Below are 15,598 nucleotides of genomic sequence, written 5' to 3' on the forward strand. Positions count from 1 at the left end.
CGTCGGCCTGGGGCACACGAGTGCGCCGGTCAGTCGATCCCCCACCGGGGAGCCTGGAGGTTGGCGTAGTCGGAGAGATCGCCGGACAGGTAGGCGGTGGCGAAGCGGTCGAAGGTGTAGGCGGGGTCGTAACCGAGGGACGCGCGGGCCCGGTCGGACGGCCAGGTGGAGCGGCCCCACAGGTGTGACCGGGCGTCGTCGCCCTTGTCCGACAGGCGGTTCATGAAGTCCGGGTAGAGGTCTCGCAGAACCTCGACGGGCTCGTCGGCGAGCTCCGTCGTCAACGGGATCAGCGGGGACGGTGCGTGGATGTTCAGGGGGCGCACACCGGAGGCCGGGTGGGTGGCGGCCAACGCCACCGCGTCGGCGGCGTCGCGGACGTCGACGCCGCCGAAGAGCAGACGGAACGCGTAGTGCAGCGGGGTGCACGGGGTGAAGTGGCCGAAGCGGAGGATGGTGGTGGACACCCCCGACGTCGCGGCCGCGTACTCGGCTATGCGCTCGTCGGTCAGCTTGGTCAGCGAGTAGGCGTCGTAGGCGAGGGTGGGGGTGTCCTCGGTCCGGGTCTCCCACTTCGAGCGGGGCGCGGTCGGAATGGGGCCGTAGACGGCCATCGAGCACGCCAGGACGACGTGGCGGACCGGCGTGTGGGGCAGCGCCCGATAGAGCGCGAGGGTGCCGTCCACGTTGGTGGACCAGAACTCCGAGAAGCCGAAGCGGGACATGTGGTCGCGGCCGTGCAGGCTCGCCAGGTGGACGACCACGTCGGCGCGCTCGAGCAGCGCGCGGTAGGACTCGGGATCCCGGATGTCCGCGGTGCGTCCGGAATTGGGGCGCATGTCCAGAGGGACGACGTCGTGCCCGTCGGCCTCCAGACGCCGTACCGCGGCCGCGCCGAGTGTGCCGAGACTTCCGGTCACGACAACCGTGGACATTCAGACCTCCTGAGTCGGGAAGTGCGGCAGGACCTCGTCGGCGAGCAGCGCGAGGCACTCGTGGTCGGTGGGGTCGGGAAGCTTGAGGATCATCCGGCTGACGCCCTGCTCCTGGTAGCGGCGCAACGCGGCCACGAGCGTGGCGGGCGTGCCCGCGAGGTAGGGCTCGGGCAGGTCGGCGGCCGCGACCCCGCGCAGGAACGGGTTGTGCACCGCGGCGGCGGCCAGCCGGTCCGCGACCTCGGACTCGGTGCGCCCGACGGTGAAGTCGGTCATGACCGACAGCGGCGGGACCGTGCTCCTGCCCGACTCGGTGCAGTGGCGGGCCAGCGCTGTTCGCACCTCGGCACAGCGCTGCGGCGTGACGAAGACCAGGTTGTACTCGTCGGCCCAGCGCGCGGCGAAGGCCAGTGACCGGGGGCCGCCGCGCTTGCCGATGACCAGCCTCGGCCGAGGCTCCGGCCGGGGCCGGTGGTCGGCGCCGTCGAGGCGGTGGAACTCACCGTCGAAGGAGAACGGGCCGGTCCACAGACCGGTGAGGATCTCCGCCTGCTCGGCGGCCATCCGGTAGCGGACCGACGCGGGCGGGAACGGCAGGCCGGAGGCGCGGTGCTCGTGCTCGTTCCAGCCGATGCCGAGGCCGACGTCGACCGCCCGGCCGCCGATCGCGGTCACCGACGCGGCGATCTTGGCCAGCACGGCGGGCGGGCGGAAGGTCACCGGGCTCACCAGGGTGCCGAGCCGGACCCTGCTGGTGCGGGCGGCGGCGGCGCTGATCGCGGTCCACGCGTCGAGACAGTCCGCGGGTTCGGCGCCCGCGTAGTGGTCCGAACGCAGCAGCGCCTCGACACCGATGGCGTCGGCCGTCTGCGCCAGGTCCAGCCACGCACTCGCGGACAGGCCGTTCTCCCCGTCCACCATGATCGCTAAATGCATCCGTTCTCCTTTTGTCGCAAGGGATCGAATCACACCACCGCCGCCGTTTATGATCCCCGCCTGATCCACATCTGGGAGGGCTGGCGATGACCGGGCTGCACACCCTGCTCGCGACCGAGTTCGACACCACCCTGCGCTGGTTGCTCGAACAGCCCGGCCCGGTCCGCGACGACGAGACGGGTGCCTGGTTCGTCGGCAGGCACGCCCAGGTCCGCGCCGCCCTGACCGACACGCGCTTCCTCGGCCGTTCCACCGAGCACGCCACCGCCGGCTTCGACGACGCCCAGCGGGCCACCGTGAGCGAGTTGGAGGACCACCTGAGCCGCTGGCTGGTCTTCTCCGACGCCCCGGCGCAGGACCTCCTGCGGGAGAAGCTGCGCCGGGCCATGCGCGGATCGGCGCGTGCGGCCGAACTGCCGGCGCGATTCGCGGCGCTGGCCGGGGCCGCGGCGGGCACGGTGGGCGCGGACCTGTTCTCCGGCTTCGTCGTTCCGTACACCTCGGCGGCCGTGATGACGGTTCTCGGCGCTCCCGCCGAGGACGCCGAGCGGGTCACCGGCTGGGGCGTCGACGTGCTCGGCTACCTCGGCATGGGCCGGTTCGACGCGGGTGTGGTCGACCGGGCGCGCGCGGGACTGCGCGGGCTCACCGAGTACTGCCTCGGCGACTACCGGCGCACCGCCTCCGGCCTGCTGGCCGAGGTGGTGCGAACGGGCGCCGACGACGCCGATCTGGTCGCCGTGTTCACCCAGGTCCTGACCGGGGCGCTGGAACCGACGCGCACGGTGCTGGCGGAGGCGCTGGCCACCGTCGCCGATCCCGGTGCGCTCAGCGGTTTCCGGGCGGCGCCCTCGGTGTTCACCGACGAGATGGTCCGGCTGTGCTCGCCGTTCCACTTCGCCTCCCGGCGTGCCTCGGTCGAGATCGAGTTGGGCGGACAGGTCATCGGTGGCGGCGACCGCGTCCGCCTGGTGCTGCCCGCGGCGAATCGCGATCCCCAGGTCTTCCCGGTGCCGGAACGGGTCGACATCGGCAGAGCACCGCGCAGGCACGTGGCGTTCGGGTGGGGCAAGCACGTGTGCACGGGGGCCTGGCTGGCCGAACAGATCACCGTCGCGGGAGTCGAAGCGATGACCGATCCCAGCCGGGGGCTTCCCGCTCAGTTGCATTGCGACCGGGTCCGCACACCGGGAATGACCGTGGCCACCGGTTTGCGTCCCGCTTCGAACTGACAATTCGGACTATTTTCGCCGACCATTGTTCTGCGTTTCTCCCAGCGCTCCGAACGACGTCTTGCCGAAATTCGCCATCTCCTGCTTGCACTGTCCCCCAACACTTCCAGGCCTCCAAACCGCCCATTCGAAAACCGAATTGCTACGTTCGCCGTATTGACAGAGCAGAACGATGCAATCGCGCAAACGGTCGGCGTACGCGTGTTACCTTTGCCTTCCCACCACGAATGCGAACGTCGAGGTCGAATGCTGGCCACACCTCCGCCTGCCGCCGCGATTCTGGAGAGAATCGCGGCTATCGGCGACGAAACTCCGGACCGGACCGCTTTTGTCGTCGCGGGCCGCCACGGCGGCGTCGACCGGCTCACCTACGGCGACCTGGTCTCCTGGTCTCACGCGATGCGCCGGACGTTCGAGGCCGACGGTCTCGGGCCGACCGACCTGCTGGTCATCGGGGTCCGCAACCACATCACCTACCTGAGCATGGTGTTCGGTGCCTGGCTGGCCGCGATCCCGGTCCTGCCGATCAGTCCGAACCTGACGCCGGACGAGCGCGACGCGCTGCTGGAGCTGGTGGGTGCCGAGCTGGGCAGGCCGGTTCTGGTCGACCCCCTGCCCCATCGTCGTTACGACACCTACGTTCTCGGCCCTGACTGGATTCCCGAGTTCGTCGCCGCGCCCGAGGCGTACCGCACGCCGGGTCGTGTGTGGACCGACGGCGGCGAGCAGCCGCCCTACCTGTTCCTCACGTCCGGCGGGACGACCGGACTGCCGAAGGTCATGGAGTACCGGATGCGGTTCGCGGGCCGCTCCGACATGCCCTACGCCAAGGCAGGACTGCGCGACACCGGCCGCGGTGCCGTTCCCGGCGCGGCGACCCGGCTGATCACGGGGAACCTCTTCCACACCGGCAACTTCGCCCCGTCCCTGCACGTGCTGCTCACCGGCTCCGCGGTGATCACGATGACCGAGTTCGACCCCCGAACGGTGGTGGAACTGCTGCGCGCCAACGAGGTCTACTCGCTGGGCATCGCGCCGTCGCACATGATGGCCGTGCTGGCCATGCCCGATCTGGACCGGTCCGCGTTCGCGGGACTGTCGCGGGTGACCCACGGCGCGGCACCGTGTCCGCACTGGGTCAAGCGCGGGTGGATGGACCTGGTGGGCCCGGAGCGCCTGTTCGAGATCTACTACAGCTCCGAACTCGGCGGCGCGGCGCGACCGGTGATCGTCAACGGCACCGAATGGTTGCAGCGGCCGGGAACCGTGGGCAGGCCCGAGGGCGTGCGGGTGGTCGACGAGCACGGCCGGGACGTTCCCGCCGGGACCGTCGGCGAGATCTACTTCCCCGAGTCGCACGGCCGTGCGCACAGCCTCGTCGGTGGACGGGCCGTGCGCACGACGTCGGCCCTGCCCGGCCATGTCAGCGTCGCCGACCTCGGCTGGCTGGACGAGGACGGGTACCTGTTCCTGGCCGACCGCATGTCCGAAGTCCTCGAGATCGAGGGCAGGAAAGTGGTTCCGAGCGCGGTGGAGGAAGTGATCGCCTCCGACCCGGACGTGGCGGACGTAGCCGTGGTCGGCACCACCACAGAGGAGGGACGCATGCGCCTGTACGCGTTGGTGCAGCCGCGTGCGGGCGCCGCCCTCTCCACCGGGGACGTGCTGCGGCGCTGCCGCAACGCGCTCGAACCGCACGAGATCCCGGCGGACGTCCGGTTCACCGACGCCCTGCCGCGCACCGAGGAAGGCAAAATGCGCCGCTCGGTGGTCCGCTCCCTGGTCGAGCCCGAGGCCGGTTCATGAGCGACAAGCCCGCCAGAAAGAAGTCGGAGTCACCCTCCATCCTGCGGGACCCGGTGCTGCTGCGCCGGATCGCGGCGTCGGCGCGTCCCTACCGAAGCCGGATCGCGCTCCTGCTGGTGTTGGTGCTGGGCAGCACGATGCTGCCGCTGAGCCAGCCGGTGCTGCTGCGCGAGCTGATCGACGATCTCGGCGCGGGCGGCGGCATGGCGGCCGCGGTGTGGCCGCTGGTGTTGATCGGCGTCACCGGGCTGCTCGGGGTCGCCGCCGCGTTCGTCGCCTCCAGGGTCGCCGACGGCATCGGCCACAGCGTCACGAGCGACCTGCAGCGCAGGCTCTTCGACCACCTGGTGTCGTTGCCGCTGCCCTTCTACACGACCGTGCGCTCGGGCACCCTCGTCAGCCGGATCACCAACGACGTCTACGCCGTCGAGCCGTTGTTCACCAGCGTGCTGAGTTCCGCACTGGCCAGTTCGCTCACCCTGGCCACCGCCGCCGTCGTGCTGCTGGTCGTGGACCCCCGCCTCGCCCTCGTGTTGCTGATCGTCCCGCTGGTGCTGTGGCCGGTGCGCCTGGCCGAGGCCAGGATCAACTCGGTGATCCGCACGTCCTTCCAGCACAACTCCGATCTGTCCAACCACGTCGAGTCGGTGCTCAACCGCGACGGCGTGTTGCTGGCCCGGCAGGCGGGAGCGGTCGACGCCGAGCGAGCCCGCTTCGCCGAGCTGGCCGGCAAGGTTCGCGAGACGGCCCTGCGGCTGGCGTCGTGGCGGGCCGCCGTGGGCCGCAGCTACGACCTGGTGTTCACCATCACGACCACCGCCCTGCTGGCCGGCGGCGCGATCCTGGTCACCGGAGGGAACATCACCCTCGGCACCCTGATCCTGTTCCTGTTGTACCTGCGGCAGATCCAGGCTCCGGTGAGCACGCTCATCGGGCTGCGCTACCCCGCCTTCCGCGCGGGTGCGGCGTTCACCAGGGTGTTCGACGTGCTCGACTCCGACCTGCGGCCCGCGACCGTGGCCCGGCGGGCGGGCGGCGAGCGCGCCGCGGACGACGCCGTGCTCCGGTTCAGCGGTGTCAGGTTCGACCACGTGTCCACGGCGGAGGTGTCGATCCCGGGTCTCTCCCACGCGCCGACGGTGACGGGGCCGGGCATGTTCGGGATCACCACGGTCCCCCACGCGGTCGCGCACGCGGACGCTCCGGCCGACCAACTCCCCGAAGGACATCGCCGGGTCCTGAACGGCATCGACCTCACCGTCGCGAAAGGACAGACGGTCGCCATCGTCGGTGAGTCCGGCGCGGGCAAGAGCACGATCGCGATGCTCGCCGCGGGCCTGTTCACCCCGACCGCGGGCGAGGTGCTGCTGGGCGGGGTGCCGACCACGGAGCTGACGCCCGCGGAACTGGCGAACTCGGTCGCGCTGATCACCCAGGAAACCCACGTCCGGCACGAGAGCATCGCCGAGAACCTGCGCTACGTGTGCCCCGACGCCTCCGACAGCGACCTGGTGGAGGCGTGCGAGGCGGCCCAGCTCGACCGGCTGGTGCGCTCACTGCCCGACGGCTACCAGACCGTCGTCGGCGAGAAGGGCTACCGGTTCTCCGGCGGCGAGCGACAGCGGCTGTCCGTCGCCCGCGCCCTGCTCACGCGCGCCGATCTGGTGATCCTCGACGAGCCGACGTCGCAACTGGACGCGGTCACCGAGGAACAGCTCGACCTCGCGCTGCGCGAGCTGTTCGCCGACCGCGCCGTGCTGCTGATGGCCCACCGGCTGCGCACGGTGCGTTCCGCCGACCGCATCCTCGTCCTGGCCGACGGAAGTGTGCGCGAGGACGGCACGCACGACGAACTGCTGGCCACTCCGGACGGGCGCTACGCCAGGTTCTACCGCAGCCAGGTCGACGCGGACGCCCGTCCTGGCCGCGGTGAGTGAGCGGCCGGCTGTGCTGTCATCTGGGCTGCATCGTCCGGTCGGCGAGCGCGACGAAGAACCGGTGGGTGGCGTCGAAGGCCTCGATCGCCTCACCCACGACCCTGGCTTGCTCGTCCTCGTCCCACGGCACGGCGTCGAGGAGGTCGTGGTAGCGGGTGCGGAAGGCGGGCACGTCCGGGATGCCGGCGAAGTCGTAGAACCGGATGCCCGGTCCGGTCAATCCGTGGTGCTTGGCCATCTTCTCGCGGAACACCTGCCCGCCGAGCAGGTCGCCGAGGTAGCGCACGTAGTACTGGGCGACGTAGCCGCCCGGCCAGTCGCGGGCGAGTTCCCTGACTCTGGCGCAGTGTTCGGCGACCGCGGGCAACGGCTCGATGACCTTTTCCCAGTGCCGGCCGTGGAAATGCTCCAGATCGGTGCGCACCACGGCAAGGCGCGACAGCTCGTCGAACACGAACCGGCCCGCCACGGGGTCGGCGCGCACGGCGGAGTCGTCGTCCTCGAAGGCCGAGTACAGGAAGTACCGCTGTGCGGTGAACTCCACGAACGCGGCCATCGGCAGCGTGCCGCCCAGCAACGCGTCCAGGTAGTCCCAGCGTTCGGACCTGCGGTGCACATCGGCCAGCGCGTCACGCAGCGTCTGGGAGAACCCCATCACGAGCTCCTGTCAGTCGGTTCCGTCGCCGGAATCCTAGAGGCATCCGAAGGACGGTGGCGCCGATGTTGAGCGTGATTGTGCCTGCCAGGAACGAAGAACTGACGCTGCCGCACACCCTGCCGCACATCCTGGCCGCCGCCGACCAGGCCCGCGCGCAGGTTCTGGTGGTGGTACCCGAGGGCACCTCGTTCCACACCGCTCTGCCGGTGCCGCGCGGCCGGGTCGAGTGGATCACCACGGACACCGTCGGCAAGTTTCCCGCGCTCCGGGACGGAGTGGCGCGGGCGGCGGGAGATCGGCTGCTGTTCTGCGACGCGGACGTCGTTCCCGAGCCGCACGCGTTCGCCGCGCTGGACGCCGCACTCGACCGGGGCGCCGACGTCGCCGCAGGGCAGATAGCGCTCAGCACCGACCCGCGTCACCGCGGCCCCGCCGTGCTGCGCCGGTGGTCCGCCATCACCTTCGCCACCTGGCACGACCTGCGCACCGAACACCCGGAGCTGCGGTGGGCGTTGCCCGGTGCGCTCTACGCGTTGCACAGCAACTACTTCCCCGCCGCCGATCCTCTCGTCCCGGTCCTCGACGACGCCTCGGTCGGACTCAGCGCGCGCGACCGCGGCGCCGTGATCGACTACGTGCCGTCCGCTCGGGTGCTGGTCACCGCGCCCGCGTCCACCGGGCAGTGGATGCGCCAGAAGGTCCGCACCCAGCAGGGCTGGACGAGGCTGCGCGCACTGCGGCTCGCCGACGCCACGGCGCTGGAGTCCGCACTGGCCGAGTATCGGGCCCGGCACATCGGCAGTGACCCCGTCGGGATGCTTTTACCCGTGCAGGACCGGGTTCTCGGCCTGCTCGCCCGCCGGCGGGGCGCCGAGGCCGCGGGCGCGTGGCGGCCCGAACGCACCGAGTGGGCGGAAGTCGGCTGAATGGGAGAGACCGAAGTGGACGACACGAACCCCGGCTATCCCAGGGTGTCCGACGGCGTGGACGGACTGCGCGACGCCATCGCCGACGCCGGGCTGGAGGGACACGTGGTGGACCTCGAGACCACCGGGTACACGGTCGTGCCCGGCGCGCTCGACGGCGACCAGGTCGCGGAGTTGACCGAGGCGCTGGTCCGGCTGGCCGCCGAGGACGAGGGTGCCCCGGTCGACGTGGTCTCCGGACGCAGCCACGCGGACCGCACCCAGGAGGTGCCGCTGCTGCTCACCCGCGGCGGACGCGCGTTCGAGGAGCTGATCCTGAGCCCGCGAACCCTGCCGCTGGTGACCTACCTGCTCGGCGCGAGCCGGATCGTCAGCAGCGTCACCGGCTACGTCAAGGGTCCGGGCCGCTGTGCGCTGGGCATCCACTCCGACACCGCCTACGTGCCCGACCCGCTGCCGCCCTACGCGCAACTGGCCAACGTCAACTACGCGCTGACCGACTACACCGTCGCCGACGGCTGCCTGTCGATGGTGCCGGGCAGTCACCGCTACTGCTACCGGCCGAGAGAAGGCCAGGGCGTCCGGGAAATGGTCCCGGTCGAGGTGCCGTCCGGTGCCGCGATCGTCTTCCACGGCAACACCTGGCACGGCGCCTATCCCCGCACCGCCGCCGGGGTCCGCCTCACCATCTCGACCCTGTTCGCCCGGATGTACCTGCGCCCGCAGGAGAACTACGCCGCCCTGTACGACGACGCGGCGTTGGAGGGCAGACCTCCGGCCTTGCGCGCGCTGGTGGGCCGGGACGTCCCGACGGGCTGGGCGTCGCCGCGGGAGTTCGCCGAGATCACCGATCGGCGCGGGTCGCACAGCAGGGCGTACTACAGCACCCGCGGCCAGCACTGGTGAGGACGAGAGGAAACCCCACGATGCAGAGCCAGACGGACTCGGTGAGCGGCAGAGTCGAACCGGGAGAGCTGCTCGAAGACGTCTGCGAGCGGGTACGCGCCCTGGCCGCCCGGCGCGCGGAGCTGGTGTGCGCCGCCTTCGTCACCGGCAGCTACATCGCGGGACAGTGGGACCGCGAGCGGCCCAGTCTCAACGTGTACCTCATCGCCGCCGACCACCAGGCCGACGCCCTGCGCCTCGAACTGGCCGCGGAGTGGGCGGCGCTGCGCGAGGAACTGGCCGGGCGGGACTGGGAGTTGCTGATCGACTGCCATCCCTACACGGTCTCCCACCGCCCGATCCGCGCGTCCCGCCTGCTGACCGTCACGACGAAGGTCCTCGAGCACGAGCACGCGGACATCCGCTACCGGCTGCCGCCGACCATCGGACCCGGCTGGTGCCTGGGTTTCCGGATGCTGCACGGCGACGAGGCCGACGTCCTGCTGCTGGCAGGCCACCCCCGCCGCGACGCCGAGTGGGCGCGGACCCTGCACCGCGCCCTGTCGCACTACCGCAACGTCCTCGACCACCTGCCGTGGGCACTGGACTGGCACAACCGGCCCGAGGTGCTCGTGGAGGAGTCCAGCCGCTACGCCGAGGAGGCGTTCAAGGACGCGATCTCCTTCGGTCTGCGCGCCGACGAACTGGCCGCGGGCAGGCATATGGCCCTGCTGGCCGACTGGGCGGTCAGCGCCCGCGAGCACGTGGCCGAGCGGTTCGGGCCCGCGGGCCTGGTGGTCGCCGACGAGGTGTCCGCTCTCAAACGTCAGCGCGGCCGGGACTGCTCGCGGGCCGAGGCGGAGCGGAACTGGTTGCGGGCCAAGGCCGTGTGGGAGTGGGCGTGGAACCAGTACCTGGACGTCGCCGCCGAGTTGCTGCCCGGACAGGCCGACTTCGCGCGTGTCGACGCGTTCGTCTGAGGAGGCGGGGATGAGCAGCGGTCCGCTCAGGGTCGGAGTCGTCGGGCTGGGCTGGTTCGGCCGGATCCACCTCGACGCGTGGGCCTCGGTGCGCGGCGCCGAGGTCGTCGCGGTCTGCGACCGCGACCCGTCGGTGTTCGACACCGCCGGGCACGCCCAGGCCGACTTCCACGCCGACGCCGGGGAGGCTGACAGCGCGGTGCCGGAGGGCGTCCGCAGGTACGCCAGCGTGGAGGAGATGCTGGCGTCCGGGATCGACCTCCTCGACGTCGTGGTCACCGAGGAGCAGCACGAACCGTGCGTGCGCGCGGGCCTGACAGCGGGTGTCGACGTGGTGGTGGAGAAGCCGCTGGCGACCACGTGGCAGGCCTGCGCCGACCTGGTCGAACTCGCCGGGACCCTGGGCCGCAACCTGTACGTGGGTCAGGTGTTGCGCTTCGACTCCCGGCACGTCGCGCTGGCCGAGCTGGTGCGTGGCAACCAGTTGCGGCACATGTCTTTCAGCCGCCACTTCCAGACTCGCGCCCACGACGTCTACGGCCGCGCGCACCCGGTGCTCAACGCGTCCGTGCACGACATCGATCTCGCCGTGTGGTTCGCGGGCTCGGCGCCGGACCGGGTCTTCGCGCACGCCTCGCACTGGCTGGGCCGCGAGACCCCGGACGCGGTCGATCTGGTCCTGGAGTGGGAGGGCGGGCTGCGCGCGGTCGTGCAGAACTCCTGGCACCTGGCCGAAACGTGCCCGTACGGGTTCGTCTTCGACACCGTCGTGCACGCCGTGGAAGGCACTTACACCCTGCGCAGCGAGCCGGTGGTGCAGCAGTGGTCGGCAGCGGGTGTCAGCGCACCGGAACTGTTCTTCTGGCCCCGCTACGCCGGAGCGCGCCACGGCGCGCTCGTGGCCCAGCTGCAGCACTTCGCCGACCGGTCGGCGGCCGGCGAACCCAGCGAGCGCGTCCTCCTCGACCACGTGCTGGACGTGATGGCGACCTGTGAGGCGGCGATCACCGCCATCGGCACCGGGCGCGCCGAGCGTCCCCCGAGGCGGTGACGTGAGCGACGCCGATCGGTTGGCGGAGCTGCGTTCCCGCGCGGAACGCATCGTGGGCGGGCAGCGGGTGAAGGCCGACCCGGACACCCTGCGCCTGCACTCCTACGACGCGTCGATGGAGCACGGGCTGCCCGACCTGGTCGCCGCACCGCGCGACCGCGACCAGTTCCGCGCCCTGGTCGCGGCGGCCCACGCCTGCGGGGTGCCCTACGTGGTGCGCGGAGCGGGAACGGGCTACAGCGGTGGTGCCGTGCCCGCCCGCGGCGGGATGATCGTGCTCACCGCCGGGCTGGACCGGGTGCTGGCCACCGACTTCGACGCGGGATGGGTGCGCTGTGAGCCCGGGGTGTTGCTGGCCACCGTGCACCGGCTCGCCGCCGACGCCGGCTGGAAGTACCCGCCGGACCCGTCCTCGCACCAGGTCTGCACCATCGGCGGCAACATCGCCGAGAACGCTGGCGGGCCGCACGCGCTGGGCGGCGGTCAGACCGCCCACCACGTGCGGTCCCTGGAGCTGGTCCGTCCCAACGGTTCCGTGGTCGAACTCGGCGACCAGCGCGTGTGGGCGGGCGGACTCGACCTGGCCGCCCTGCCCGTCGGCGCCGAGGGCACCCTCGGCGCGGTGTCCGCGGCGACACTGCGGCTGGTGCGCGCCCCCGAGATCGAGCGGGTCGTTCTAGCAACCTTCGCCGACCAGGACGCCGCGGTCGCCGCCGTCACGGACGTGTTCGCTTCGGGGATGCTCCCGTCCGCGATGGACATGCTCACCAGCGCGCACGTTCCCGGCCTGCCCGGCCACACCGACTCCTCGCTGCTGTTCGTCGGGCTTCAGGGCCACCGCGAGGAGGTCGCCGATCAGGCGGACCGGCTGCGTGCCTGCGTGCACGCGCACGGCGGTCACTACGAGGTCCTGCCGGTGACGGAGTTCCTGCCACGCCGGGCGGAGCTGGTCCGGGAGAAGGTCCGCCGCATGGTCGCGGTGAGCGGACACCCGCGCTACTACCTGTTCGACGCCACCGCCCCTCGCGGCAGGCTGGCCGAGCTGATGGCGGTCATCCGCGCCGCGGCGGACGAGTACGGCCTGCCGGTGCTCAACACCTTCCACGCGGGCGACGGCAACGTCCACCCCACCCCGTTCTACGATCCCGACGACTCTGGGCACCAGCAGCGGCTGCGGGCCTTCTCCGACCGCATCCTGCGCGAGTGCGCCGCCATGGGCGGGGCGCTGACCGGCGAGCACGGTGTCGGCCTGGAGAAGCGCGAGCTGATGCCCGAGTTCTTCCCGCCCCGCGTCCTGGACGTCATGCGCGGGGTGAAGCACGTGTTCGACCCCGATGGCCTGGCGAACCCCGGCAAGCTGCTGCCCGCCGAGGCCAGGGCGACACCGCCGCCGTTCCACGCCGCACACCCGCGCGTGGACGTGCTGGACGCCTACCTGGAGGCGGACGAGAGCACCACGTTCGCCGAGGCGGCGGCCATGCTGGCCGACACCCCGTACGAGCTGTGCTACGAGCCGTTGGGCACCACGCCGGACCACGGGATCGTCGCGGCCGTCGACGCCGGCCTGCCGGGGCTGCGCGAGCCGCACCCGATCCGGCCGAGGGACCTGCTGCTCGGCGCCACCGTCGGCGACCTGGACCTCGGCGGCACGGTGACCAAGGACGTCGCCGGCTACGACCTGCGCAAGCTCGTCCACGGCGGCCGGGGCAGGCTCGGCACACCGCGGCGGGTCCGGCTGCGGCTGCTCCCCCGCCCCTCCGACACGCGCCGGATGTCCGTTGCCGGCCTGGCCGTTCCGGACGCGCTCGATCTCGTGCTGCGCCTGCACCGAGCCCGGCTTCCGTTCGCGCACCTCGGGGTTCTGGTCGAGGCGGGTACAGCGACCGTCACCGGGAGACTCGAACTGCGCGGTGGAACGCTGCGGCGCCACCTCGACCGGCTCACCGAGCTCGTGCCATCGGCCACTGCGAAGGAAGGTCCACTGTGGACTGATCCGCCGATGCGGATGCCCTGCGGCGCAGGCGTGTCAGGGGCTCCGTGGGACCACCCCGACCTGCTGGGCCGTCCGGGGACGACCGCGTACGCCTCGGTCGGGCACCACCGGATCTGGTGGGACGGCACGCCCGAACCCGACGACGAGCCGCTCGCCCACGCCGTCGTCGCCGCGTTCGGGGGTGGACGATGACCGACACCGTGCGCGCCGAGACCCGCAAGTGCACCGACTGCGGGCTGTGCCTGGCCTCGTGCCCGACGTTCACCCCCGAACGCGCCGAGGGCGACTCGCCCCGCGGACGCGTGCACCTGCTGCGGTCGGCACTCGACGGCCCCGTCGGCACGATCGCGGCGGCGCACCTGGCCGGATGCCTGGAATGCGGCGCCTGCCACGATCCGTGCCCCACCGGCGTCCGGGTGGCCGACGCGGTCCTGGCCTACCGGGCGACTGCGGAGACGGCGCCGCTGGCCGAGCGGGCCGCCGCGGTGGCCGACGCCGTCGACCGCGACCCCGGCGTCCGGCTGACCCTGACCGCAGTGCACGACCTGCTCGCCGCCACACCGGGAAACGCCCGCGCCGACCGGGACGACGGCGTCCTCCCGGTGTTCGGACCTCTGCTGCGCCGCGTCGCTCCCGAGGCGGTGGCCCGCGTCGCGAACCTGCATCCGCGCACGGTGGTCGACGAGGAGCTCGTCCACGCCGTCGAATCGGCGAGCGGACTTCTGCGCGACGTGGGACTGCACGCCGAGCACGACACCGCCGCCGCACGGCTGGCCGCCCTGGCCCGTTCCCGGCCGCCCCTGTCCGTCGTGGTGTTCGATCCACTGCTGCGCCCGGATCCGGCCTTGCTGCCCGAAGGCTGGCGGCTCGCGGAACCGCACGACGTCTACCCGCTGCGTCCGTCCCCTGTGGACTGGGTCCGCGACGACTCCCCCGACGTGCCGGTGACGCTGGCCCGTCCGGTCCTCGACACCGTCTATGGACTCGTAGAAGCCAAACGGCGCGCACTGGGTGACCGAACCCTGCTCACCGCCGATGCGCGGGCCCTGGTGCGGTACCCGCGCGCCGTCCACATCGCCACCCTGCTCGACGCGACGGAGGGAACCGAATGATCCCCGACGTGCTGGACCTGTGCAGGTCGCTCATCGAGTTGGACACCCAGAACCCGCCGGGCAACGAGAGCCGGGTCGGCGACCTCGTCGGCGACGTGCTGTCCGCCCACGGCTTCCAGGTGCGCACCGTCGCGGCCACACCCGGCCGGGACAACGTCGTGGCCAGCCTCACCAGGGGTCCGGGCCCCAGGGTGATCCTGCAGGGACACGCCGACACCAAGCCCGCCGGCGACCTCCGCCAGTGGACCTCGGACCCCTTCGACAGCCAGATCCGCGACGGCAGGCTCTACGGCCTGGGCGCCTGCGACACCAAAGGCGGCCTGGCCGCGTTCGTGGCGGCGGCGTGCGAACTGGCCGAAAACCCCGCCTGGACCGGCGAACTGATCGTGCAGTCGGTCGCCGACGAGGAAGACGGCAGCGTGGTCGGCGCCGCGCACCTGCTGGCCCAGGGCGAACTCACCGCAGACGCCGCGATCGTCGCCGAACCGACCGGCTGCGTGCCCTCCCTGGCCCAACTGGGCAACGCCTGGGCCGAGATCGAGATCACCGGCCGCGCCGCCCACGCGGGAACCCCGGACGAGGGCGTGGACGCCTTCCGCGCCGCCGTCGGCTACGTCACCGCGCTGGAAGAACGGGTGGCGCGGCTCCCGCGTTCGGCGGACTTCCCCGGCCACCCGCGCCTGAACGTCGGGCACCTCGATCTGCCCGGCCACCCCGGCACCGTCCCCGGCCGCTGCACGCTGCGCTGCGACATCCGGGTAATGCCCGGCACCGAGCGCGACTCAGTGTTCACCCTCTACTCCCAGGCCGCCGAGGACATCGGCACCGAAGGCCTGTCGATAGAGGTGCGCCGCTACCAGGGCGGCGGATTCCTCTCCCACTCGATCGCGACCGACCACCCGCTGGCACTGGCGTTCCAGGACGCGCAGCGCGACACCGGCCGGCCGATGTCGACGCTTCCGTTCCTGGGCGCGACCGACGCCCGCTTCTTCGGCCAGGCGGGCACACCCGCCGTCGTCTACGGCCCCGGCAGCCTGCGGCGGGCCCACGCACCCGACGAGTACGTCCCGATCGAGGAACTCCACCTGGCACACAAGCAGATCACGGCCGTGCTGCGGACCCTGCTCGGGTAGGTCCGATCGGCCCG

General features: G+C 71.9%; 13 protein-coding genes. 10 read left to right on the plus strand and 3 right to left on the minus strand.

Translation table 11 applies throughout. The features are described 5' to 3' along the window. Nucleotides 1–29: 29 nt before the first annotated feature. Together JNUCC0626_RS13965 and JNUCC0626_RS13970 are read right to left on the minus strand one after the other, a co-directional pair. The gene (locus JNUCC0626_RS13965; protein WP_394620164.1) at nt 30–935 is read right to left on the minus strand and encodes an NAD-dependent epimerase/dehydratase family protein; all 906 of its coding nucleotides are present in this window, start codon (nt 933–935) and stop codon (nt 30–32) included. Then, the gene (locus tag JNUCC0626_RS13970; protein WP_394620165.1) at nt 936–1,871 is read right to left on the minus strand and encodes an LLM class flavin-dependent oxidoreductase; all 936 of its coding nucleotides are present in this window, start codon (nt 1,869–1,871) and stop codon (nt 936–938) included. 86 nt (nt 1,872–1,957) lie between these two features. On the opposite strand from JNUCC0626_RS13970, the gene JNUCC0626_RS13975 reads away from it, so the two are divergent. The 3 genes from JNUCC0626_RS13975 to JNUCC0626_RS13985 all read left to right on the plus strand — a co-directional run bounded on the left by JNUCC0626_RS13975 (nt 1,958) and on the right by JNUCC0626_RS13985 (nt 6,846). Beyond that, on the plus strand, nt 1,958–3,103 hold the full coding sequence (locus tag JNUCC0626_RS13975; RefSeq protein WP_394620166.1) for a cytochrome P450: 1,146 nt from the start codon (nt 1,958–1,960) through the stop codon (nt 3,101–3,103). A 246-nt stretch (nt 3,104–3,349) separates the two neighbouring features. Beyond that, a complete protein-coding gene (locus tag JNUCC0626_RS13980; protein WP_394620167.1) occupies nt 3,350–4,909 on the plus strand; it encodes a class I adenylate-forming enzyme family protein in 1,560 nt (519 codons plus the stop codon). Then, nucleotides 4,906–6,846: an ABC transporter ATP-binding protein gene (locus JNUCC0626_RS13985; RefSeq protein WP_394620168.1), complete on the plus strand. Its 1,941-nt coding sequence runs from the start codon at nt 4,906–4,908 to the stop codon at nt 6,844–6,846. Before JNUCC0626_RS13980 ends, JNUCC0626_RS13985 begins: the two co-directional genes overlap by 4 nt. Before the next feature lie 16 nt (nt 6,847–6,862). On the opposite strand, the gene JNUCC0626_RS13990 is transcribed toward JNUCC0626_RS13985, so the two are convergent. Then, nucleotides 6,863–7,501, minus strand: a complete 639-nt coding sequence (locus JNUCC0626_RS13990) for a heme oxygenase (biliverdin-producing) (RefSeq protein WP_394620169.1) — start codon at nt 7,499–7,501, stop codon at nt 6,863–6,865. Between the two features lie 65 nt (nt 7,502–7,566). On the opposite strand from JNUCC0626_RS13990, the gene JNUCC0626_RS13995 reads away from it, so the two are divergent. The 7 genes from JNUCC0626_RS13995 to JNUCC0626_RS14025 are packed head-to-tail and all read left to right on the plus strand — an operon-like array spanning nt 7,567 to nt 15,584. Continuing rightward, on the plus strand, nt 7,567–8,430 hold the full coding sequence (locus tag JNUCC0626_RS13995; protein WP_394620170.1) for a glycosyltransferase: 864 nt from the start codon (nt 7,567–7,569) through the stop codon (nt 8,428–8,430). Beyond that, on the plus strand, nt 8,431–9,336 hold the full coding sequence (locus JNUCC0626_RS14000; RefSeq protein WP_394620171.1) for a phytanoyl-CoA dioxygenase family protein: 906 nt from the start codon (nt 8,431–8,433) through the stop codon (nt 9,334–9,336). A gap of 20 nt (nt 9,337–9,356) precedes the next feature. After that, a complete protein-coding gene (locus JNUCC0626_RS14005; RefSeq protein WP_394620172.1) occupies nt 9,357–10,295 on the plus strand; it encodes a hypothetical protein in 939 nt (312 codons plus the stop codon). Nucleotides 10,296–10,305: 10 nt separating this feature from the next. Continuing rightward, the gene (locus JNUCC0626_RS14010) at nt 10,306–11,346 is read left to right on the plus strand and encodes a Gfo/Idh/MocA family protein (protein WP_394620173.1); all 1,041 of its coding nucleotides are present in this window, start codon (nt 10,306–10,308) and stop codon (nt 11,344–11,346) included. 1 nt (nt 11,347) lies between these two features. Next, nucleotides 11,348–13,531, plus strand: coding sequence for an FAD-binding oxidoreductase (locus JNUCC0626_RS14015; protein ID WP_394620174.1), 2,184 nt, complete (start codon nt 11,348–11,350; stop codon nt 13,529–13,531). After that, entirely contained in the window at nt 13,528–14,451 is a 924-nt protein-coding gene (locus JNUCC0626_RS14020) for a 4Fe-4S dicluster domain-containing protein (RefSeq protein WP_394620175.1), read from the plus strand. The genes JNUCC0626_RS14015 and JNUCC0626_RS14020 overlap by 4 nt, the downstream gene beginning before the upstream one ends. Then, on the plus strand, nt 14,448–15,584 hold the full coding sequence (locus JNUCC0626_RS14025) for a M20 family metallopeptidase (RefSeq protein WP_394620176.1): 1,137 nt from the start codon (nt 14,448–14,450) through the stop codon (nt 15,582–15,584). The genes JNUCC0626_RS14020 and JNUCC0626_RS14025 overlap by 4 nt, the downstream gene beginning before the upstream one ends. The last annotated feature ends 14 nt before the right edge of the window (nt 15,585–15,598 follow it).

It is taken from the genome of Lentzea sp. JNUCC 0626, assembly GCF_043632865.1.
Classification (GTDB): Bacteria; Actinomycetota; Actinomycetes; order Mycobacteriales; family Pseudonocardiaceae; genus Lentzea.